Raw genomic sequence first — 21,926 nt, 5'->3', positions numbered from 1 at the left:
AGGCGTGCCGCCGACGGCGCAGGTCAGGTCAGTGCGGGCCGCTCGCCTCTTCCCGCGCTGCTTGGAAGGCGTTCACGCACGCCTCGATGTCGTCCTCGCTGTGCGCCGCGGAGAGCTGCACCCGGATCCGCGCCTGCCCGCGCGGCACCACCGGGTAGCTGAACGCGGTCACGTACACCCCGTGGGCGAGCATCGCATCCGCGATCTGGGTGGCCAGAGCAGCGTCACCGAACATCACCGGTACGATCGCGTGTTCGCCGTCGAGCAGTTCGAAGCCTGCTTCACCCATCCGGCGGCGGAACAGGGCGGCGTTGGACCAGAGCCGCCTCCGCAGTTCCCCCGCCCCACCGGCCAGGTCCAGGGCGGTCAACGTGGCCGCCACGATCGCCGGCGGGAGCGAGTTGGAGAAGAGATAGGGCCGGGCGCGCTGGCGCAGCACATCGACGATCTCCGACCGTCCGGCGACGTAGCCCCCCGAGGCCCCACCGAGGGCCTTGCCAAAGGTCCCGGTGAGGATGTCCACCCGGCTGAGCACGCCGGCCCGCTCGTGCGCACCAGCTCCGGTGGCGCCGACGAAGCCGACCGCGTGTGAGTCGTCCACCATCACCAGAGCGCCGAACTCCTCGGCGAGATCGCAGATCTCGGCGAGCGGGGCGTAGTAGCCGTCCATCGAGAACACCCCATCGGTGACGATCATGATCCGGTGAGCTCCGCCGTCGCGCGCCTCGGCCAGACGCTCCCGCAGCTCGGTCATGTCCCGGTTCGCATACCGCAGCCGCCGGGCCTTGCACAGCCGGATCCCGTCGATGATCGAGGCGTGGTTGAGAGCATCGGAGATCACCGCATCGCCGGAACCGAGGAGCGCCTCGAACACCCCACCGTTGGCGTCGAAGCAGGACCCGAACAGGATCGAGGCCTCCGTGTGTAGGAAATCCGCGAGCCGCTGCTCCAGCTCCAGGTGCCGATCCTGGGTGCCGCAGATGAACCGCACCGAGGCCATCCCGAACCCGCGCTCGTCCAGCGCCCGGTGCGCAGCAGCGAGGATCTCCGGATGGTCGGCCAGCCCCAGATAGTTGTTCGCGCAGAAGTTCAGCACCTCCGCGGGCGGCGCTCCGATGGCGCCGGCGGTGATGCGCGCCGACTGCGGTGAGGCGATCGAGCGCTCCTGCTTGAAGGTGCCGTCAGCGTGCAGCTGCGCCAGCTCCGCCGCCAGCTCGTCCTTGATCGCGTACATCAGCTTCCCTCCAGGTCATCCGAACACCGTCCAGTCCAGCACGACTTTGCCGCCGGTGCCGCTGCCGGCTGCCGCGAACCCCTCGCGCCACTCGGTGGCCGGCAGCACATCGGTGATCACCGAGGAGATCGCGCCGTGCAGCCACCGGCTGGTCTGCAGCATCGCCGCCATCGCGTTCCAGGTCTCGAACATCTCCCGCCCGTAGATGCCCTGCAGCGTGAGCATGTGCGTCACCACGGTTGCCCAGTCGATGTCGATCGACGTGGTGGGCAGGCCGAGCAGGGCGATCTTCCCCCCGTGGTTCATCACGCTGATCATCTCCGGCAGGGCCTCGGTGTGCCCGGACATCTCCAGCCCGACATCGAAGCCTTCCCGCAGCCTCAGCTGGGCGCGCGCCTGGTCGATCTCGGTGGTGGCCACGTTCAGTGCCAGGTCCACCCCCATCCGCTCGGCGAGCGCAAGGCGCTCGGCGGAGACATCGGTGATGGCCACATAGCGAGCGCCGGCGTGCCGGACCACCGCTGCCGCCATCAGGCCGATCGGGCCGGCTCCGGTGATCAGCACGTCCTCGCCCACCACGCCGAACCGCAGCGCCGTGTGCACCGCGTTGCCGAACGGATCGAAGATCGCGCCGAGCTCGGGGGTGATGTCGGTACTGCCCTCGCGAGTGTGCGACCAGACGTTCTCCTCCGGGATCACCACGTACTCGGCGAACGCCCCGTCCCGCTGCACCCCCACGCTGCGGGTGCGGATGCACAGCTGGCGTCGCCCGGCCCGGCAGTTGCGGCAGATGCCGCAGACGATGTGTCCCTCGCCGGAGACCCGGTCGCCGATCCGGACGTCGTGCACCAGCTCACCGGTGGCCACCACCTCGCCGTAGAACTCGTGACCGGGCACCAGCGGGGTCTGGGCTATCCCGGCCCCCGCCGGGTCCCAGTCCAGCAGGTGCAGGTCGGTCCCGCAGATCCCGGTGGCCAGCACGCGGATCTTCACCTCACCAGGGCCAGGTTCCGGCTCGGGCCGGTCCACCAGTTCGAGGCCAGGATGCGGGCCGGATTTGAACAACGCCTTCATCGAGTGAGCGCCTCCGCGGTGTACCGGGTGTCCATATGGTGGAACGGTAGCAGTCCGCAGCGGGGGTCTCGGCGCAGTCCAGAGGGCACGGAACTCTGCCAAGAATGCTGCCGCGGGACGATGTATGACAGATGATCTGCAAACGCTTGCAGATGTAGTTGAAGGCTGTGCGACCGTCAGGCGCCCCTAGATAGCAGCGATTCTGCGGCGCAACCGATCGCAAAGGTCACCGTTTGATCACGGCACTTGACGTCGATGATGGTGTGTTGCAGACTCATCGTCACCTGTTCACCGGTGAGAGGCCAGCAACGATGCGTGCAACGGCGAGCGACGTCGCTCGGTTGGCGAGCGTCTCGGTGTCCACGGTCTCCCGCGCGCTCAGCGCTCCGGACATGGTCTCCGCACCGACTCTGCACAAGGTGCAGCAGGCGGCTGAGCAGCTGGGCTACCTCCCCAACCGTGCCGCTCGGGGCTTGGTGACCGGGCGCACCGGCAACCTCGCGCTGATCATCCCGGACCTGAACAACCCCTACTTCGCCGGCCTGACCAAGGAGATCCAGGAGCAGGCACGGGCACGCGGGCTGCAGATGTTCCTCGCCGACAGTGACGAGGATCCGCGGGTCGAGCTGCAGATCGTGCAGCGGATCGCGGCCCAGGTGGATGGCGTCCTGCTCTGCTCACCGCGTGCCGGCACCGCTGAGCTCCTCGATGCCGCCGGCCACACCCCTGTGGTGATGCTGAACCGGTCGCTGTCCGGGGTGGCGTCCGTGGTCCCGGACCACCACGATGCCGCGCTGCAGGGACTGCGGCACCTGTGGGCGCTGGGGCACAGCGAGATCGGCTACGTCGGCGGCCCGCGCAACTCCTGGTCGAACACGGCGCGGCTGGAGGCGTTCGTGCAGATCGCCGCCGAGCTCGACGGCGTCCGGGGCCGTGAGCTCGGCTCCTTCCAGCCGTACTTCTCCGGTGGGGTGGCCGCCGCCGATATCGTCTTCGCCTCCGAGGTGACCGCCGTGGTGGTCTACAACGACCTGATGGCACTCGGCCTGCTCGACCGCGCGCAGCGCCGCGGGGTTGCCGTACCGGAGCAGCTCAGCGTGGTCTCGTTCGACGACATCCCGTTCGCCCGGTCGGTCACGCCGCACCTGTCCAGCATCGCGGTGTCCGGAGAGGAAATGGCACGGCGCGGGCTGGACGCGCTCACCGCCACCCAGCAGAACTCACCCTCATCGTCTGAGGAGCCGCCGCACTATGTGGTGCCGGTGGACCTCACTGTCCGCGACTCGACCGGGCCGCGATCCTCTGTTCCCACCCGTCCGGCGTAGTGGCCGGGCAGAAGAAAGGAATTCCCATGCGTAGGAGAACAACGTTGCAGGCGGCCGCTGTTGCCGCTGCAGTCGGACTGTTGGCCGCCGCCTGCTCGGCACCGGACTCCGGTGACGGCGGTGGTGGCGATGCCGGTGGCAGTGCCGCCCCCGACGAGGTGCCCGAGACTCCCTCCGAACCGGTCACGCTGAACATCCTCGATGTCGCCGGCAATGCCAAGCTCACCGAGGGCATGGTCGCGCAGTTCGTCGAGGAGAACCCGGACATCATCTCGTCGGTCACCTGGGAGTCCGGCGGTGCACCCGACCTGGTCGGCGCCGTCCAGCCGCAGGTGGACTCCGGGAACATCTCCATCGACCTGGTGATGACCGGTAACGACGGTCTGTCCGCCGGGATCGACCAGGATCTGTGGATCCCGATCGTCGATGACTTCGGTGACCGGATCCCGAACCAGGCGAACTACATCGAACCGGCCGCGGCGATGCAGGAGCTGGCACAGGGATACGGCGTGGTGACCACGTACTACCCGTCCGGCCCGTTGCTGCAGTACGACCCGGACGTCGTCTCCGATGTGCCGAGCACTCCGGAGGAGGTGCTCGCCTGGGCCGAAGCGAACCCCGGCGACTTCGGCTACGCCCGCCCGGCCAACTCCGGTCCGGGCCGCACCTGGCTGATGGGGCTGCCCTACCTGCTCGGCGACGAGGACCCCAGCGACCCGGAGAACGGCTGGGACAACACCTGGGAGTATCTCACCGAGCTGAACCAGTACATCGACAACTACCCCACCGGCACCGGCCAGGTGATCACCAACATGGCGGACGGAACGTGGGCGATGACGCCGATCACCACCGGCTGGGACATCGAACCGCGCGCCAACGGTCAGGAGCCGGCGCGGATCGAGGCAGCGGCCTTTGACGACTTCACCTGGGTGACCGATGCGCACTACGCGGTGATCCCGCAGGGACAGTCGGCAGACAAGATCTCCGCGATCGTCAACCTGCTGAACTACATCCTCACCCCCGAGGTGAACGCGATGGCTTACGACCACGGCTACTTCTACCCGGGCCCGTCGGTGGAGGGCGCGACCCTCGACCTGGCACCGGAGGAGAGTCAGCAAGTGATCGAGGAGTTCGGCCGCGACTGGTACGACGACCTGATCGAGTCCATGCCCACCACCACACCGCTCCCGCCGGAGCAGATGGTGCTCGCGTTCGACATCTGGGACCGCGAGATCGGCGCAGGGAAGTACGAAGGCTAACTGATGGCATTCACACCCCACGCGTTCGAGACGCTGAAGCTATCCGGTCTGGGCCGCAGCTTCGGATCTCACGCCGCGCTGGCCGACCTCAACCTGACGATCCGGGCGGGCGAGTTCATCGCCCTGCTCGGACCGTCGGGCTGTGGGAAGTCCACTGCGCTCAACTGTCTGGCGGGCCTGCTCCCGCTCACCCACGGCACGATCACGATGGACGAGAAGCGGATCGACACGCTCTCCCCGGATCAGCGCGGGTTCGGCATGGTCTTCCAGAACTATGCGCTGTTCCCGCACATGAATGTGGAGCGCAATATCGCCTTCGGGCTGCAGATGCGCAAGATTCCGCGGACCGAGATCAAACGTCGGGTCGCGGAAGCGATCGCACTGGTGAAGCTGGAGGCGCACGCCAAGAAGCTGCCCGGTCAGCTCTCCGGTGGGCAGCAGCAGCGGGTCGCGATCGCGCGTGCGATCGTGCTCGAGCCGAGTCTGGTGCTGATGGACGAGCCGCTGTCCAACCTGGATGCCAAGCTCCGTCTGGATATGCGCACTGAGATCCGGCGCCTGCACCAGAGCCTGGGCCTGACGACGATCTACGTCACCCACGACCAGGAGGAGGCGCTGTCCATGGCCGATCGCCTGGTGGTGCTCCGCGAGGGTCGGGTGCAGCAGGTCGGCACCCCCGAAGAGCTGCACACCGCTCCGGTGAACTGGCACGTGGCCGACTTCATGGGTTACCGGAACCTGCTCGACGTCACCGTCGCCCAGGCCGATGCCGGCGGAGTCCTGGTGGAGAACGAGGACCTGCGCATCCGCGGCACCGCGGTCGGTGGCCTCACCGCGGGCAACACCGCGCGGCTGGCGATCCGCCCGGAGGACCTGCGGATCGCCACCGGGGCCACCGGGGCCACCGGCGCCGACGACGCTGACGGCCTGATCGACGCCGAGGTCGCCGTGGTGGAGTACCACGGCCGAGAGTTCTCGGTGGGAGCGACCGCGAAGAGCGGCGCCACGCTCTACGTGCGCAGTGAGCACGCACCGCAGCCCGGAGACAAGGTGCGCCTGCAGGTGCAGCCGTCCCGGGCTCTGGTGTTCGTCTCCGACCTGGACGCGGCCGGCCAGCCGGTGGCGGCCGAACCGGTGGCCGCCGAGGCCACGCCATGAGTAGCGGAAGTAGTGCGAGCCTGCGCCACCGGCTGGCCGAACGCGGGATCGACCGGGGGCTGCTGATGCTCCTGCCGGCGTTGGTGTTCACCGTCGCGCTGTTCATCTATCCGTTCCTGTACGGGATCGGCCTGACCATCCAGCCCACAGCAGGGATGCAGGAGCAGTGGGGCGGTGGGATCTGGTCCAACTACGTGGCGTTCTTCCGTGACCCGTTCGTGTTCGACTCGGTGTGGATCACGCTGCGCCTGGCCCTGCCGGCAGCGCTGTTCAACGTGCTGGCAGCGATCCCGGTGGCGTTCAAGCTGCGCGGGAAGTTCCGTGGCAAGCGGCTGCTCACCACTCTGTTGGTGCTGCCGATCACCCTGGGCACGGTGCTGACGGCGCAAGGTCTGCTGATCTTCGCCGGTCGCCAGGGCTGGTTGAACACGTTCCTGGTGCAGATCGGCCTGGTCAGCGAGCCGATCGCGTTCGTGAACAACTACCTGGGCGTGTTCCTGTCCCTGGTGATCTCCGGCTTCCCGTTCTCATTCCTGCTGATCAGCTCCTACCTGTCCGGGATCGACCCCTCGCTGGAGGCTGCGGCCACCACGCTCGGGGCGAGCTGGTTCCAACGGTTCCGGCGGATCATCCTGCCGCTGCTGGCACCGGGCCTGGCCACCACCTTCATCCTCACCTTCGTGCTCGCGTTCAGCGTGTTCCCCTCGGCCCGGCTCGTCGGTGATCCGACCGGCGATACCCGGGTGATGGCCCTGATGGCCTATCGCTCGTTCGGCGAGCAGATCGACTATCCGATGGCCTCGACCATCGCGATCATGATGGGCGTCGTCGAGCTGATCGTGATCGCGATCGTGATGCTCTGGCGTACCACCCTGTACCGCGGATCCACCGGAGGGAAGGGCTGATGACCACCGTCGACAACGCCACTGGCCCCGAGACTGCCACCCGCCCGCGGCGCCGGCTGGTCGCTGCCCCGAGCACCTGGGTGGTCTGGGCCCTGGTCGCCGTGTTCTTCGTGTTCCTCATCGGGATCCTGGTCTCGGTGCTGGTCGACTCCTTCGGCCGGCGCTGGTTCGGAGGCTGGCTGCCCGAGGAGTTCACCGCCTCCTGGTACGCCGAGGCGTGGGACCGCTTCAACATGACGCACGTGATCGGGGTGACGGTCCTGGTCGGGGTCTCGGTGGTGGTGATCTCGGTGCTGATCGGGGTCCCCGCCGCCTACCTGCTCGCCCGGAGAAACTTCCCGGGCAAACAGGTGGTCACCCTGCTGTTCCTGCTGCCGATCATCATCCCGCCGATCACCTACGGCATCCCGCTCGCCACGGTGATGTACAACGTGGGGCTGGGCCGCACCCTGGTCGCGGTGATCCTGGTGAACCTGGTGGCGTCGGTGCCGTTCGTGATCATGACGATGACCCCGTTCATCGAGCAGATCAATCCCTCGATCGAGAGCGCGGCTCGGATGTGCGGGGCGCAGATGAAGGATGTGTTCCTGCGCATCCTCGGCCCCCTGCTGGTCCCCGGCATCCTGGCTGCGGCCATCCTCGTGCTGGTCCGCACTGTGGGCATGTTCGAGCTGACCTTCCTGGTCTCCGGTCCACCGACGGACACCTTGGTGGTGGCGATCTACCGTGCGATGACAGCGGCCGGTGGTGGTGAGGCACGTGCGCTCATCTCCGCGATGGCCGTGGTGTACACGGTGACGATGCTGGTGATCCTGATCGTCGCCCTCCGGTTCGTGAACCCGACGCAGCTGGTGGCGCGAGTGCGCGATACCAGCAGCGACGACTGAACCGCACACCCCCAGAGCCGGTCCTGCCGGAGGTGGCACGTGGGCCCCTCCGGCAGGACCTTGGGTGCCAGCTACGCTGAACGGCATGGCCTACAGCCCGCTCCCGGTGCAGACCTCCACCAAAGGACCCAAGATCCTCACGGCGGTCGGTGTGCTCCTGCTGCTCGCCGCCATCGCCGTGATCGTCCTGGTGGTCCGGCTCTTCCTGTCCGTCCTGCCGACCGGCATCATCGCGGCCGACGGCGCACCGGGTCCGGACGCCGCGGGCGGCACCGAGGTGCCGGGGACGGTCACGCTCAGCCTGCCGGCGCAAACCACCTACGCGGTCTATCTCGCCCATCCGAGCAGCGTGGACGGCCTCCTGCTCAGCGACCGGATCACCGTGACCGGCCCGGACGGGCAGGCTGCGAGCCCGGCGGCCACCCCATCAGGCACGACCACCAGCAACGGCGTCAGCGCCAGCGACGTGTCCTCCTTCCGCACCGGTGCCGCCGGCGACTACACGGTCACCGTGCCCGAGCTGGAGGATCCGGACGCGACGCCGTGGGCCACGGTGATCGTGACCGAGTCCGACAACATTCCGGGCTTCATCGGGGGAGTGTTCGGCACCATCGCCGGAGTGTTCGTGGCGATCGGGCTCGGGCTGGCCGGCCTGACCGTGACGATCATCGGTGTCATCTGGTGGTACACCCGCAGGCAGAACCGGCGCCGGGTCGAGGCCGGCGGGCCGAATCCGCCGCCGCCCGGCCAGTATCCCGGTCCACCCAGCAACTACCCGGGCCAGCAGTATCCGGCCTAGGCTCAGGGCATGGCTGAGCTGCATGATCTGACCGCCCGCGAGCTGGCCGGCGCGATCCGCCGCCGGGAGACCAGCCCTACCGAGGTGCTCTCCCACACCCAGGCCCGGATGGAAGTCCTGGACGAACGGGTCGGGGCGTTCGTGGTCCGCACTCCCGAGCTCGCCGCCGAGCAGGCCCAGGCGGCCACCGCTGCCCTGGATGCTGCCGGTGACGACCCGGACGCGCTCGCGGCGCTGCCGCCGCTGCTCGGTGTACCGCTGCCGATCAAGGACCTGAACATGGTGGCCGGAGTGCCGATGCAGGCCGGTAGTGCGGCGCTGGAGGGCTTTGTCGCTCCGGTGGACGACGGTGTGGTCACCCGCTTCCGCGAGGCCGGCACGGTGATGGTCGCCAAGTCGAACACTCCGGAGATCGGGCTGCCCTGCTACACCGAACCGGATATCGCCCCGCCGGCGCGCACCCCGTGGGACCTGTCCCGCTCGGCCGGCGGCTCCTCCGGCGGTGCGGCTGCCGCCGTCGCCGCTGGGATCGTCCCGATTGCGCACGGTAGCGACGGCGGTGGCTCGATCCGGATTCCCGCGGCCGCCTGCGGCCTGGTCGGGCTGAAGGCCAGCCGGGGCCGGATCAGCACCGGACCGCACGGCGTCGACGGCCCGGCACTGGGCACGAACGGCGTGCTTACCCGGGACGTGCGGGACACCGCCCTGGCCCTGGACCTGCTGAGTAGTCCCTGGCCCGGTGACACCTACCGGCTACCGGGTGCGCAGACCTCGTTCCTGGATGCCTGCGAGCGGCGTGAGCAACACCTGCGGATCGGGGTGATCACCACACCGTTCATCCCCCCGGGTGGGCCGGTGCACCCCCAGGCGATCGCCGCCGTCGAGCTCGCCGGCAAGGTGCTGACCGATCTGGGCCACCACGTGGTCGAGGCGCCGGTGCCGTTCCCGGCGGAGAAGTGGCGTCCGTTCCTGGACGTGTGGTCGGTGATGGCCGCGACCGCGCCGATCCCGCCAGAGCTGGAGCACCTGCTGGTGCCGTTGAGCCGGTGGATGCGCGAGCGTGGCCGCGGGGTGGACAGCCTGACCTATGCGAACGCGATCAATGCCGGCCAGCAGCTGGCCCGCGAGGCCGCCACCGCCTGGGCCGGCGTCGATGTGATCCTCACCCCGAGCCTGGCGCAGCCGCCGCCGACGATCGGCGCGATGCGCAACGATGCGGACCCGGAGGCGGATTTCTGGGCACAGTGTGCCTTCACGCCGTGGTCGAGCACCTGGAACAACATCGGCCGCCCGGCCATGTCCGTGCCGTTGCACTGGGCTGCTGCCGACGACGGCGGTCCGGAGCTGCCGTTCGGCGTCACCCTGGGTGCTGGGTTGGGTCAGGAGGAGCGGCTGCTCTCCCTCGCCGCCGCCCTCGAGGAGGCCCTGCCCTGGTCCCACCGGCGCCCGACGCTCATCTGACCCACCGCCCTGACCCACCACCTGGCTCGCCACCTGACCCGCCACCCTGACCCACCACCTGGCTCGCCACCCTGACCCACCATCTGGCTCGCCACCGCCCGCCCCTCTCTCCGGTGAATCGATACATTCGTCACTTCCTGCATGGGGTCGTGCCCGCGGGTATCGACCGGGCGGGCCACGTGACGAACCTCTGGGCGGACGGGTGGGCTGCCTGGGGGCGTTGGCGATGCTCAGTGGTGGGTGAGGCGGCCAGCGCAGACAGTGGCGAGCGCCTGCGGGCGCGTCCGGTCCGCGGCCAGGAGGGAATCCGGGTGCCGGTCCAGCAGCACCAGGTCTGCCGGTCCCCCTTCTCGAACCTCGGCCACCGGGCCCCAGCTCGCCCGCAGCGCCGTGGCCAGGTCGAGCCGTTGCTCCGGGTACCAGGGCGGCCGGTCGTCGTCGGTGCGGTGGACCGCGGCGCTGATCGCCAGCCACGGGTCCAGCGGGGAGACTGGGGCATCCGAACCGAGGTCCAGCGGAACACCCGCCCGGTGCAGATCGGCGAACCGGTAGGCGCGTGGCGCCTGGTCGGTCCAGAGCAGGTCCACCACGTCCCGGTCCATCACCGTGTGCCCGGGCTGGATGCTCGCCCGCACCCCCAGCCGGGCCATCCGCTGCACATCGTCGTCGGTGAGCAGCTGGGCGTGCTCGATCCGCCCTCGGGCGCCGGTCCGCTCAAACGCGTCCAGCGCCACCGAGGCCGCGCGGTCGCCGATCGCGTGGATCGCGCTCTCGATCCCAGCAGCTGCGGCGCGCGCCATCACCTCGGCCAGCTCCGCGCCGGACAGGTTCGGTGCTCCGTGACCACCGCCGGTGAACGGTTCGTGGCACCAGGCGGTGCGGGTGTTCAGTGACCCGTCGCTGATCACCTTCCACCGGCCCATCGTGACCAGACCGGCCGTACCCGGCAGCTGGTCGCCGGTGGCCAGGCCGGCGGAGATGGCAGCGTCCAGCTGGTCCGTCCATACGCTGGCCTGCACCCGGTGTGCGTCGAACCCCGCGGCCACCCGGCGTTGCCAGGCGGCGTGTCGCTCGCCCGGGTCGAAGTCCGCGATGCCGACCACCCCGAGCGCGGCTGCCGCTCGGCCGGCTTCGATCACCCATCCGTCCCGGGTGGCCTGGTCGGCGGCACCCACCTGCGCCATCACCGCGAACCACGGTCCCTCAGTGACCAGCCCGCCAGCCGGCTCCGCCAGCTGGTACCGGCGCAGGGCCGCGGAGTTGAACCAGGCGGAGTGCATATCAGTGCTGAGCAGCACCGTGGGCACGCCGCCGGTGACGTCATCGAGCAGGTCGACGGCCGGGCGCTGCGTCCAGGTGGCGTGCCGGAGACCGATGCCGATCAGCTCCCCGGGGTCCGCGGCGTCGCCGGCGTCGATCGCGGCCCGGACGGTGGCCAGCACCTGGCTCCGGTCGGCGCAGCCGGCCAGGTCCACACGGTGCCGGGTGGCGGCCCAGTCCGTGGGGTGGGTGTGCGCGTCCCACAGGCCCGGCATCAACCAGGCACCCTCGGCCGCCAGCACCCCGTCGGCGAGCGTGCCGGTCCGGGCGCCGGCAGGTTCGATCGACCGGACCGCTCCGCCCGCAAGCGTGACGTCGACCAGTACCTCGCGCCGGGACAGGTCAGGCCCGAGCAGCCGGGCACCCTCGATCCGCCGCAGCGGCGCCGCGGACACGGTCACTCCTTCGGCCGGTTCTTGCCCAGATCGCTGATGGAGTCGGTGGCCTCACCTCGTGCCGCAGCGTGCCGCTCGCGGATCCGCGCCCCGGCGGCCCGGAGTCCTTCCACCGGCGCGCCGCCGTAGCGGCGGCGCAGCAGCCACCAGACGAGGGTGGCGAGTGCGGCGACCACCACCACCACGATCACGATGACCCAGACCAGCCCGATACCGCCCCCCGGAGCGGGGCCACGCGCGTTCATCGACTCGGAACCATCGGCCAGGTGCCACGTCACCGTGGACCCGGACAGTTCGCCGTCGTGCTCGGTGACCCCGTTCGGGAACGTGACCGCCAGGTCGATCTGCCAGGGTGCGGCATCCGCGCTGCTGGACTCGGTGAGCGAGCTGAAGTCCCCGGTGACCAGGTACTCGCCGTCCTCGTGGGAGATCTCCAGCATGCCGTCGGTGGAGCTGGCGACCCGGTCCAGTGGCGTCTGGGTCAGAGTGAGCGTGATGCCCACATAGTCACCGTCGTCGTAGGACTCTCCGGTGACGCCCTGCTCGGGCGCGTTCGCCAGATCGTCCTGGATACCGGTGATCAGTGCATCCGGGTCCTCTCCCTGGGCGATCAACCATTGCCGGTCGATGGCCACGGTCACCTCACCGGAGAGGGTGTCCTCCTCGGAGATCGACACGTCCCCGCTCACTCGGACGCAGCCGGCCAGGGCCAGCACGGCGATCAGAGCGAGCAACAGTCGCTGGAGAGCCTTCACACCCGCGAGTGTGCCACCTATGGCTGGATGTGCACCGCCGGGTGGGGCCTACTCCCCATCGACCGGGCGCTGTCACGGGCCTAACGTGGCCGGAATCATAGGAGCACGGGGAGAGGCGACCGGCGTCGATCCGAGGATGTGGCGATGATGAGCACACGAGATCTCCGACGGCTGGGCGCGGTCGTGCTCGGCTCAACCCTGATCGCCGCGACTCTCAGCGGATGCAGCAAGGAGGCGGACGGTGCCGTGGCGATCGGTCGCGACGCCCAGGGTGAGGTGATCGTCCAGATCGTCACCTGCGAGTACCCAGCCACCGAGCTGGACCTGCTGCTGGAGCAGGAGGGCGCCGAGCCGCAGGAGGACGTCTCCGCTGCGCCACTGGACCAACCGGCCGGAACCAGCCAGACCTACACCCTGCCCCAGCTGTTCGGCGAGAGCCGGAGCGACTTGCTGGATTCGGCAGCGCCGTACCAGCTGCGTGGCACCGTGGCCGATGATGGCGGCGAGCGGGACATGAACGGTGTCAGCTTCACGCTGGACCAGGTCGCCGGATACCAGCCCGATCAGGTGATCAGCAACGACCTGGACTCCCCGGTGTCCGTCGAGGCGTTCACCAGCCAGGCCTGCGAGGATGGCGCACCCGCGTCGGAGAAACCCCGCTGATCTCCGGACACGCCGACGGCGAGCCTCCTCGTAGGCGACCGGCCGGCCGGCCGAGGCTTCAGCCTCGGTTCGTGTCGTCGTTCGGGGTGTCCTCCTCGCCCCCGTCGCCCTCCCCGCCGAGCTTGTCGTCGAGGAAGTCGCGCCCCTTCTGGATCTTGTCGTCGTGCTGACCGCCGGTCTTCTCGCGGAGGAAGTTCGCGGCCTTGTCCAGCGCGCCGTCGGTCTTCTCCTCGTTGCCGAGGGCATCGGCGGCCTTGTTCTTCAGCTCGTCGAATCTGGACATCGCAGCCTCCTTCTCATCGTGGGGCCCGCTCGGGTGCCCGTTCGTCAGTCTGGCGCACCGGCGGCTGGCGTGCACGGTGTCAGCGTCACCGCGGACACACCAGCGGCCAGCCTCCTTGTCGGAGACCGGCCGCTCGGCGGAGGGGCGTCAGTTGTTCTCGTCGCCGACCTTTCCGTCGAGGAAGTCGCGCCCCTGCTCAATCTTGTCGTCGTGCTGGCCACCGGTCTTGTCACCGACGAAGTCGGAGCCCTTGTCCAGCGCGCCGTCCGTCTGCTCCTCGTTGCCGAGGGCATCGGTGGCCTTGTTCTTGAGTTCGTCGAATCCGACCATCGCATCCTCCTTCTCATCGTGGGTGCTCGTTCGGGCACCCGCTTGTCAGTGTGACGCAGGCGCAACTGGCTCGCACGGTGAACGCGGAGGCGGTACGTTGCTCGCCTCCTCGGTGCGCGCTGGGCTCCCGGTGCGCACCGGTCCCGGGTGCCAGGATGGTCAGGCCAGGAACAATGCCGACGGCGGAGCTTCCGGGCACATTTCAAAGTTGAGCGGAATAGACTCAAGGCGGGGGAGGTTAACCACTACAGTCGCTGTCATCATCGTCGGAGGTTCGATGGATACCAAGCTCACCACCAAGTCGCAGGAGGCGCTCGCCGCCGCCGTCCAGGCCGCCACCAGTGCGGGCAACCCCCAGCTGGAACCGGTCCACCTGATCCAGGCGCTCCTTGCTCAGGAAGGCGGCGTCGCCGTCGCGCTTCTCGATGCAGTGGGCGCCGACCGTGCCGCACTGGGCCGGCAGCTGCAGGGCGCTGCCACGGCGCTGCCGGCCGCGGCGGGCAGCTCGGTGAGCCAGCCGCAGATGTCCCGGGCGCTGCTCACCGTGATCACAGCTGCCCAGGACGAGGCCAAGGCGCTCGGGGATGAGTACGTCTCCACGGAACACCTGTTGCTCGGTCTGGCCAAGGACGCCGGCGCAGTCGGCGAGGCGTTGCGCGGTGCAGGAGCCTCCCGCGACCAGCTGCTCGCTGCCCTGCCGCAGGTGCGCGGTTCGGCCAAGGTGACCAGCCCGGACCCGGAGGGAACCTTCCAGGCGCTGGAGAAGTACGGCGTCGACCTGACCGCCGCGGCCCGCGAGGGCAAGATCGACCCGATCATCGGCCGGGACACCGAGATCCGTCGGGTGGTGCAGGTGCTCTCCCGCCGAACCAAGAACAACCCGGTGCTGATCGGTGAACCCGGTGTGGGCAAGACCGCGGTCGTGGAGGGGCTGGCCCAGCGGGTGGTGGACGGCGACGTGCCGGACTCGCTGCGCGGGAAGCGGCTGATCGCCCTGGACCTGACCGCGATGGTGGCCGGGGCGAAGTACCGCGGCGAGTTCGAGGAGCGCCTCAAGGCCGTGCTGGACGAGATCAAGGACTCCGACGGCGAGATCATCACCTTCATCGACGAGCTGCACACCGTGGTGGGTGCCGGTGCCTCAGAGGGGTCGATGGACGCCGGAAACATGCTCAAGCCGATGCTCGCCCGCGGCGAGCTGCGGATGGTCGGCGCCACCACGCTGGACGAGTTCCGCGAGCACATCGAGACCGACCCGGCGCTGGAGCGCCGGTTCCAGCAGGTGTTCGTCGGGGAGCCGTCCGCAGAGGACACCGTGGCGATCCTGCGCGGTATCGCGCCCAAGTACGAGGCGCACCACCAGGTGATCATCGCCGACTCGGCGCTGGTGGCCGCCGCGCAGCTCTCCGACCGGTACATCCCGGGCCGGCAGCTCCCGGACAAGGCGATCGACCTGGTGGACGAGGCCGCCTCGCGGCTGCGGATGGAGCTGGACTCCTCACCGGTGGAGATCGACGTGCTCCGCCGCGCCGTCGACCGGTTGAAGATGGAGGAGTCCTACCTCTCCGACAATGACGACGCCGCCTCCGCTGACCGGCTGGAGAAGCTGCGCGCGGAGCTGGCGGACAGGTCCGAGGAGCTGGCCGCGCTGAACGCCCGCTGGGAGTCGGAGAAGGCCGGCCACAACCGGGTCGGTGACCTCAAGTCACAGCTGGACAACTTGCGCACCGAGGCGGAGCGCGCTCAGCGCGAGGGCGACCTGGAGGCCGCCTCCCGCCTGCTCTATGGCGAGATTCCCGCCGTGCAGACCCAGATTGCCGCGGCTGAGGAAGCCGAGGAGAGCGCGAGCGCGATCGAGCCGATGATCGCCGACAAGGTGGGCATCGAGGAGATCGCCGAGGTGGTGGCCGCCTGGACCGGCATCCCCACCGGACGGTTGATGGAGGGGGAGACGGAGAAGCTGCTGCACATGGAGGACGTGCTCGGCGAGCGCCTGATCGGGCAGGCCGATGCTGTGCGGGCCGTCTCCGATGCGGTCCGCCGGTCCCGCGCCGGGATCGCCGACCCGGACCGGCCCACCGGCTCGTTCCTGTTTCTCGGGCCCACCGGGGTGGGTAAGACCGAGCTGGCCAAGTCGCTGGCGGACTTCCTCTTCGACGATGAGCGTGCCATCGTGCGGATCGATATGAGCGAGTACTCCGAGAAGCACTCGGTCGCCCGGCTCGTCGGCGCACCGCCCGGGTATGTCGGTTACGAGGAGGGTGGCCAGCTCACCGAGGCGATCCGACGCCGCCCCTACTCGGTGGTGCTGCTCGACGAGGTGGAGAAGGCACACCCGGAGGTCTTCGACATCCTGCTGCAGGTCCTCGACGACGGCCGGCTGACCGACGGTCAGGGCCGCACCGTGGACTTCCGCAACGTCATCCTGGTGCTCACCTCGAACCTGGGGTCGCAGTTCCTGGTGGACGCTTCCCTGTCCGATGCGGACAAGAAGTCCCGGGTGTTGGACGTGGTGAACTCCTCGTTCAAGCCGGAGTTCCTGAACCGGCTGGACGAGATCGTGGTGTTCGACGCGCTCAGCATCGACGAGCTCGGCAAGATCGTCGACCTGCAGCTGGACCGGATGGCCGAACGGCTGGCGGACCGCCGCCTGGAGCTCGACGTTACCCCGGCTGCCCGAGAATGGCTGGCGCTCGAGGGGTATGACCCGGCCTACGGGGCACGGCCGCTGCGCCGGTTGATGCAACGCCAGATCGGTGACCAGCTGGCTCGGTTGCTGCTCGGCGGCGAGGTTCGTGACGGTGACACCGTGGTGGTCGATCGGCTGGCGGACGTCGAGGCCCAGGGGCTTCAGCTGCGCGTCAGCTGAGGCGGCGTCGTCCCTGCGATCGCGAACGGAGGTCACCTTCGGGGTCGGAATGAGGCTCTTACCTCGCTCCGACCCCGAAGGTTACCTCCGTCGCCGCCGCTCTGGCCGCTGTGGCCTACGTCGACTGCGCGCCGCGGGTGGCGCGGGTCAGTTGTGCTCGCCGTCGCCAGCGATCACGCTGCCAGTGAAGGACTGTCCGTCGTCCGCCTTGACCAGGCAGGTGTACTTACGGTCGCCTTCGTCCCAGGTGCTCTGCGACGGGTACAGCGAGGTGTACTGCAGGCCGCCGCCGAGGACCGGGCCGACGACTGAGCTGTACTCATCGGCACAGAACTCGTCCGCCTCCGTCTGGAACGCATCCTCGCCCGGGAACTCGGGATAGTCCGACTCGGAGACCTCGGTCTCGGCGTAGACCTCCACCATGTGCTCGTCCGCGCACGGGACCTGGGTGAGGTAGCCCTCGTCGTCATACTCCAGGTTCTCCAGACAGTTGCCGGGGATCAGGTCGATGTCCCGGATCTGCGTGGGGGAGTCCACATCGGCGGTGTTCTCCCCGGTCCCACTACCGCCCCAGACGCTGCGCACCGCGAAGAAGCCGCCGACCAGCACGACGACGGCGACGATCGCGCCGATGATCAGGGGTGTGCGGTTCTTCGGCGGGGTGGGGCCACCGAACAGGTCGCCGCCGGAGCCGTAGCCACCCTGGCCGTAGCCCGGCTGCTGCCCGTAGGCGGGCTGTTGGCCGTAGCCCGGTTGGGAGGCGCCGCCGAAGCCCTGCTGTGGTGCGCTCTGTCCGTAGCCGGGCTGGCCCTGGCCGTAGCCCGGCGCGTTCTGGCCGTAGGCGGGCTGTTGGCCGTAGCCCGGTTGGGAGGCGCCGCCGAAGCCCTGCTGTGGTGCGCTCTGTCCGTAGCCGGGCTGACCCTGCTCATAACCCGGCGCGTTCTGGCCGTAGCCCGGTTGACCCTGCCCCGGCAAGGGTGGGTTCTGGCCGTAGCCGGGTTGCCCGTAGCCGGGCTGATTCTGTCCGTCGCCACCCGAGGGGGTGTTCGGGTTCGGTCCTCCGGACGGGTTCTGTGCATGGGGGTCCCAGGGCGTGCTCATAACCGCACCATATGGCCCCTGGGGCGGTGCCGTCATATGGATGAGACGCCGATCACTACACGAGTGAACATCCGGTGTCCGGCGGACAAACTTCCGGTGTCACGCCCGCAGTCGAGTGGCGCGCCCGCCGGTCCTCCGTGGCCGCCCGCAGGCTCGCTTCGTACCGGGCGGAACGGGTCAACCGTTCACCAGGTCGCCAGTCATCGAGCCGGCCTGTGCACGGGCCACGCAGAGGATCCGCTGGGTGCCCTGGTCCCAGGCCTCCTGGCTGGGTGCGAGATACCAGACCATCACCGGCACTTCGCTGGCCAGCGCCGACACGTCCGCCTCGCAGGTCTCGCGTGCCTGACCGTCCAGAGCGTCCACGCCCGGGAAGTCCCCGTCGAGCTCATGCTCGGTGACTGCCTGTGCGGCGTGCTCCTGCGCGCACGGCACCAGCTGCAGCTCGCCCACCGACTGGCCCGGCGGCAGGAACTGGATGCAGTTACCCACGGCCACGTTGCTCGCTGCCACGGTGCGTGCCTCGGACACGTCTCCTGCCTCCGGCTGCTCGGTCCAGCGCGCGATAGTTCCGTTGCCCGCGAGCACCACGGCCGCGAGTACCCAGAGCACGGTGAACAACGCGCCCAGGCCGATCCCCGTGCTCGCCAGTGCCAGGCTGCGCCGCTGGGTGGCCTTCACCTGCCGCCGCGCGAAGATGCCGAGGCCCACGCCCACCGGCCCGAGCGGGGAAGTGGCGACCGACGCGACCGCCGTCGGCTCGAGCGGCCGGCGCTTCATCACCGGGAAGGTGAACTGGCCGTAGGAGCCTTGCTCGCTCTGCTGTACTGGCGTGTGCTGGCCGTAGGGGCTCTGCCCCAGCGGGGTCTGCGGCGCCGGTTGGGTGGTGGGTGCCTGGGGGATCGGCGGCACGTCCGAGCCGCCCGGCTGTCCCTCGGGTCCGGCCGGCTGACCCGGGGACGCCCACGGGTTACTGGCACCTGCTGGTTGTCCCGGCCCGGGCTGCCACCCTGCGGCTTGTCCCGGCCCGGGCTGCCAGCTCCTGGGCGGGGTGGGGCCGGCCTGCCACTGGCCGGGGCCGGTCCATTCGGGGCCCGGCTGGGCGCCGTCCGACTGGTGGGGGCCAGGTTGCCAGGAAGGCGGGCCCGAGGGGTCGGGCTGCTGCGGCCCCGGAAAACTCATAGATGGAGACTATCTCGCGCGGCCGGCTGCCTCGCGCGACTACTGCGGTGCTGCCAGCTCGAGCACCACCGGGACATGATCGGAGGCGCCCTTGCCCTTGCGCTCGTCCCGGTCGATCCAGACCCGGTGCACCCGGACGGCCAGGGCCTGGTTCGCCCAGGCGAAGTCGATCCGCATCCCCTCGTTCCGGGGGAAGCGAAGCCTCTGGTAGTCCCAGTACGTGTACTTGCCCGGGGCGTGCTCCCGGGTCACCTCCGTCAGCCCGGCCTCGGCGAGCGCAGCGAATGCCGCACGCTCCGAATCAGAGACGTGCGTGGCGCCGTCGAACACCGATATGTCCCAGACGTCCTCATCGAGCGGGGCCACGTTCCAATCGCCCAGCAGTGCCAGCGGGGCGCCGGCCGCCGACCATTGCGCCGCCTGCGCGCGCAGGGCTGCCAGCCAGCGGAGCTTGTACTGGTAGTGCGGATCGGCGAGCGTGCGCCCGTTCGGCACGTACACGCTCCACAGCCGCAGGCCGGCGCAGGTCGCCCCGATCGCGCGGGCCTCGGCCACCGGCGGCTCGCCCCAGGTGGGTTGGCCGGCAAAGCCGCGCTCGACGTCGGCGATCCCCACCCGGGAGATGATCGCCACCCCGTTCCACTGGTTCAGGCCGTGAAAGGCCACCTCGTACCCGGCGGCTTCGAACAGCAAGGACGGGAACAGCTCGTCCTTCACCTTGGTCTCCTGCACCAGCAGCACGTCGGTGTCACTGCGCTCCAGCCAGGAGACCACCCTCTCGGCACGGGCACGGATCGAGTTCACGTTCCAGGTCGCGATACGCACGGTCGCTACCGTAACCCGCTGCAGTCCTCCGGCGGCGATACGCTCTGCAGGTGACTTCCACCCCGTTGCAGCGCCTCGCCGAACTCGTCAACACCCACGCCGTCGTCCACGGCACAGTGACACTCAGCTCCGGCCGTGAGGCCGACTACTACGTGGATATGCGCCGGGTGACGTTGCACCACGAAGCCGCCCCCCTGATCGGCCACCTCCTGCTGGACCGGCTCGAGGAGGAGGGGATGGGCGTGGGCGAGATCGACGCCGTCGGCGGGTTGACCATGGGTGCCGACCCGGTGGTGTGCGCGGTCCAGCATGCGGCGGCCAGCCGCGGACTGGAGCTGGACGCGTTCCTTGTCCGCAAGGAGGCCAAAGGGCACGGGATGAAGCGACAGGTGGAGGGGCCCGACATCGCCGGCCGCCGTGTGGTGATCGTGGAGGACACCTCCACCACTGGCGGCAGCGCGCTGACCGCGGTCGCGGCCGCACGCGAAGCTGGCGCCACAGTCGTCGGCGTGGCCTCGGTGGTGGACCGGGATACCGGAGCGCGGGAAGCGGTGCAAGGGGGAGATCTCCCCTACCTCTGGGTGCTCTCTGCGGCGGATCTTGGCCTCGATCCTCAGTAGACTTCTAGTCCAGGGCACCGACGGTGCCCGCCGAGGGAGGGGCCGACCGCTCACCCTCGCCTAGAGATGAGGAGGTGGACACATGGATCCGATAGCAATCGTGCTGATCGTGGTGCTGGTCCTCGTGGTCATCGTGGTGGGCTGGGCGATCGCCACTTACAACGGCTTCGTCAAGCTGCGCAACCTGGTGCAGGAGGCCTGGCGTCAGATCGACGTCGAGCTGCACCGCCGCTATGACCTGATCCCGAACCTGATCGAGACCGTCAAGGGCTACGCCGCACACGAGCGCGCAGTCTTCGACGAGGTCACCCGGGCGCGTTCCGCCGCTGCGAACGCCGGAGCTCAAGGCCCGGCCCAGCGCGCCGCGCAAGAGGACATGCTGACCAACGCGATCGGCCGGCTGTTCGCTGTGGCCGAGGCGTACCCGGACCTGAAGGCACAGTCCAGCTTCGCCCAGCTGCAGAACGAGCTGACCAACACCGAGGACCGGATCGCCGCCGGGCGCCGGTTCTACAACGCCAACGTGCGGGACATGAATACCAAGGTGGAGACGTTCCCGCCGAGCATCATCGCCGGCATGTTCAAGTTCGGCCGTGCCGAGTACTTCGAGGTGAACGACCCGGTGGTGCGCGCTGCGCCGTCGGTGTCCTTCCAGGACCAGGGCGGGAACGTGGGCGTCTACGCCCAGGGGCAGCAGCCCACCCGTGCGCCGATGCCTACCGACTCCGGTGTGCAGCCGGGCACCCAGCCGCCCCCGGGTGGCTACCAGGGCCCGCCAGCCGGCGGCTACCAGGGGCCGAGCGCCTCCGGTCCGCAGGGCTACCCGCAGCAGCCGGGTGGTCCGGGTCAACCTGGCCCCGGCGGTCCGCAGCGGCCCGGCCCGGGTCAGCCTGGCCCGGGTCAGCCCGGTCAGGGCCCCTGGCAGGGCTGAGACCCCCAGCAGTAGCTCGAACGGCCCGGTGCGGACATCACGTCCGCACCGGGCCGTCTTGCGCTGCCGGACTGTGAGCGGGCGGAGCGAGTGGGTGATCTGATCGAAATCTGGGCGTTCCTCGCACACCGCACGCCGGAGTCCCTGCAGCCTGCAGGACGCCGACCGCCCGTAGCTTTCCCCGGCTCGCTGCTAGCCTCGTGGTGCTAAGCGGCCCGCTGGCGAACACGGGGCGCGGGGGAGGGGAACGATGCGAGTCTCGCAGGGGTTCTACAGTTTTGTCTCGGAGCCCCACCGGCTGGTCGTCACCGTCTCCTGCCTCCTGCTCTCAGGCTGTTGCTACGTCCGGTACTTCTTCGCCGGGTTCGCGTGGGTACCGCCGGAGACGACGGTCGGCACGGTTCCGACCCTCGCGTTGCTGGTGCTTTACTTCGGCTGGCGCCGAGGCGACGAAGCCGCGCTGCGGCGTGGTGCGAACCCCTATCGGACTCGGCGGCCGGCGTGAGGTGGCCGCGGGGATTTCGAACCTATGTCTCGTCGCCACGACGGA

The 21,926-nt window shown here is 69.4% G+C and carries 21 protein-coding genes; 12 read left to right on the top strand and 9 right to left on the bottom strand.

The genetic code is table 11. From position 1 onward, the window contains the following. Positions 1-28 precede the first annotated feature (28 nt). Entirely contained in the window at positions 29-1,234 is a 1,206-nt protein-coding gene (locus tag FU260_RS21515) for a glycine C-acetyltransferase (protein ID WP_147918910.1), read from the bottom strand. A 15-nt stretch (positions 1,235-1,249) separates the two neighbouring features. Beyond that, a complete protein-coding gene (gene tdh / locus FU260_RS21510; protein WP_147918909.1) occupies positions 1,250-2,308 on the bottom strand; it encodes an L-threonine 3-dehydrogenase in 1,059 nt (352 codons plus the stop codon). 233 nt (positions 2,309-2,541) lie between these two features. Between tdh and FU260_RS21505 the strand changes: the two genes are divergently transcribed. The 7 genes from FU260_RS21505 (at position 2,542) to FU260_RS21475 (ending at position 10,102) form a co-directional block, all read left to right on the top strand. Then, positions 2,542-3,633 carry a LacI family DNA-binding transcriptional regulator gene (locus FU260_RS21505; RefSeq protein ID WP_210418148.1) on the top strand — a complete coding sequence of 364 codons (1,092 nt, stop codon included), beginning with the start codon at positions 2,542-2,544 and terminating at the stop codon, positions 3,631-3,633. A 26-nt stretch (positions 3,634-3,659) separates the two neighbouring features. Continuing rightward, positions 3,660-4,892, top strand: coding sequence for an extracellular solute-binding protein (locus FU260_RS21500; protein WP_147918908.1), 1,233 nt, complete (start codon positions 3,660-3,662; stop codon positions 4,890-4,892). A 3-nt stretch (positions 4,893-4,895) separates the two neighbouring features. Further along, positions 4,896-6,050, top strand: coding sequence for an ABC transporter ATP-binding protein (locus FU260_RS21495; RefSeq protein WP_147918907.1), 1,155 nt, complete (start codon positions 4,896-4,898; stop codon positions 6,048-6,050). Next, positions 6,047-6,955: an ABC transporter permease gene (locus FU260_RS21490; protein ID WP_147918906.1), complete on the top strand. Its 909-nt coding sequence runs from the start codon at positions 6,047-6,049 to the stop codon at positions 6,953-6,955. The genes FU260_RS21495 and FU260_RS21490 overlap by 4 nt, the downstream gene beginning before the upstream one ends. Next, positions 6,955-7,842 (top strand): ABC transporter permease, encoded by an 888-nt coding sequence (locus FU260_RS21485; RefSeq protein ID WP_147918905.1) that lies wholly within the window; start codon positions 6,955-6,957, stop codon positions 7,840-7,842. The genes FU260_RS21490 and FU260_RS21485 overlap by 1 nt, the downstream gene beginning before the upstream one ends. 85 nt (positions 7,843-7,927) lie before the next feature. Beyond that, complete coding sequence (locus FU260_RS21480; RefSeq protein ID WP_147918904.1) at positions 7,928-8,641, top strand: phage holin family protein; 714 nt, start codon at positions 7,928-7,930, stop codon at positions 8,639-8,641. A gap of 9 nt (positions 8,642-8,650) precedes the next feature. After that, positions 8,651-10,102 (top strand): amidase, encoded by a 1,452-nt coding sequence (locus FU260_RS21475; RefSeq protein ID WP_147918903.1) that lies wholly within the window; start codon positions 8,651-8,653, stop codon positions 10,100-10,102. Positions 10,103-10,332: 230 nt separating this feature from the next. Here the strand turns inward: FU260_RS21475 and FU260_RS21470 are convergent, their stop codons facing one another. Together FU260_RS21470 and FU260_RS21465 are read right to left on the bottom strand one after the other, a co-directional pair. Further along, a complete protein-coding gene (locus tag FU260_RS21470; protein ID WP_147918902.1) occupies positions 10,333-11,817 on the bottom strand; it encodes an amidohydrolase in 1,485 nt (494 codons plus the stop codon). A gap of 2 nt (positions 11,818-11,819) precedes the next feature. Further along, on the bottom strand, positions 11,820-12,572 hold the full coding sequence (locus tag FU260_RS21465) for an LppM family (lipo)protein (RefSeq protein WP_147918901.1): 753 nt from the start codon (positions 12,570-12,572) through the stop codon (positions 11,820-11,822). 147 nt (positions 12,573-12,719) lie between these two features. Here FU260_RS21465 and FU260_RS21460 point away from each other — a divergent pair, with 147 nt between their 5' ends. Then, positions 12,720-13,235, top strand: a complete 516-nt coding sequence (locus tag FU260_RS21460) for a hypothetical protein (RefSeq protein ID WP_147918900.1) — start codon at positions 12,720-12,722, stop codon at positions 13,233-13,235. Positions 13,236-13,293: 58 nt separating this feature from the next. On the opposite strand, the gene FU260_RS21455 is transcribed toward FU260_RS21460, so the two are convergent. Then, on the bottom strand, positions 13,294-13,518 hold the full coding sequence (locus FU260_RS21455) for an antitoxin (RefSeq protein ID WP_147918899.1): 225 nt from the start codon (positions 13,516-13,518) through the stop codon (positions 13,294-13,296). Between the two features lie 147 nt (positions 13,519-13,665). Continuing rightward, positions 13,666-13,848, bottom strand: coding sequence for an antitoxin (locus FU260_RS21450; RefSeq protein WP_147918898.1), 183 nt, complete (start codon positions 13,846-13,848; stop codon positions 13,666-13,668). 277 nt (positions 13,849-14,125) lie between these two features. Here FU260_RS21450 and clpB point away from each other — a divergent pair, with 277 nt between their 5' ends. Further along, positions 14,126-16,717 (top strand): ATP-dependent chaperone ClpB, encoded by a 2,592-nt coding sequence (clpB, locus tag FU260_RS21445; protein WP_147918897.1) that lies wholly within the window; start codon positions 14,126-14,128, stop codon positions 16,715-16,717. A 147-nt stretch (positions 16,718-16,864) separates the two neighbouring features. On the opposite strand, the gene FU260_RS21440 is transcribed toward clpB, so the two are convergent. The 3 genes from FU260_RS21440 to FU260_RS21430 all read right to left on the bottom strand — a co-directional run bounded on the left by FU260_RS21440 (position 16,865) and on the right by FU260_RS21430 (position 19,825). Next, positions 16,865-17,818, bottom strand: coding sequence for a septum formation family protein (locus FU260_RS21440; RefSeq protein WP_147918896.1), 954 nt, complete (start codon positions 17,816-17,818; stop codon positions 16,865-16,867). 177 nt (positions 17,819-17,995) lie between these two features. Next, positions 17,996-19,000, bottom strand: coding sequence for a DUF4190 domain-containing protein (locus FU260_RS21435; protein ID WP_147918895.1), 1,005 nt, complete (start codon positions 18,998-19,000; stop codon positions 17,996-17,998). A 39-nt stretch (positions 19,001-19,039) separates the two neighbouring features. Continuing rightward, entirely contained in the window at positions 19,040-19,825 is a 786-nt protein-coding gene (locus FU260_RS21430; RefSeq protein ID WP_147918894.1) for an exodeoxyribonuclease III, read from the bottom strand. Positions 19,826-19,875: 50 nt separating this feature from the next. Here FU260_RS21430 and pyrE point away from each other — a divergent pair, with 50 nt between their 5' ends. From pyrE to FU260_RS21415, 3 genes are all read left to right on the top strand, one after another. Beyond that, complete coding sequence (gene pyrE, locus FU260_RS21425) at positions 19,876-20,445, top strand: orotate phosphoribosyltransferase (protein ID WP_235912098.1); 570 nt, start codon at positions 19,876-19,878, stop codon at positions 20,443-20,445. 82 nt (positions 20,446-20,527) lie between these two features. Next, positions 20,528-21,376 carry a LemA family protein gene (locus FU260_RS21420; protein WP_147918892.1) on the top strand — a complete coding sequence of 283 codons (849 nt, stop codon included), beginning with the start codon at positions 20,528-20,530 and terminating at the stop codon, positions 21,374-21,376. Positions 21,377-21,626: 250 nt separating this feature from the next. Next, positions 21,627-21,881 (top strand): hypothetical protein, encoded by a 255-nt coding sequence (locus FU260_RS21415; RefSeq protein WP_147918891.1) that lies wholly within the window; start codon positions 21,627-21,629, stop codon positions 21,879-21,881. The last annotated feature ends 45 nt before the right edge of the window (positions 21,882-21,926 follow it).

The sequence above is a fragment of the Ruania zhangjianzhongii genome (genome assembly GCF_008000995.1).
Taxonomy (GTDB): domain Bacteria; phylum Actinomycetota; class Actinomycetes; order Actinomycetales; family Beutenbergiaceae; genus Ruania; species Ruania zhangjianzhongii.
Note: the sequence above shows the minus strand (reverse complement) of the source record. Positions and strands in the feature narration are given on the sequence as shown.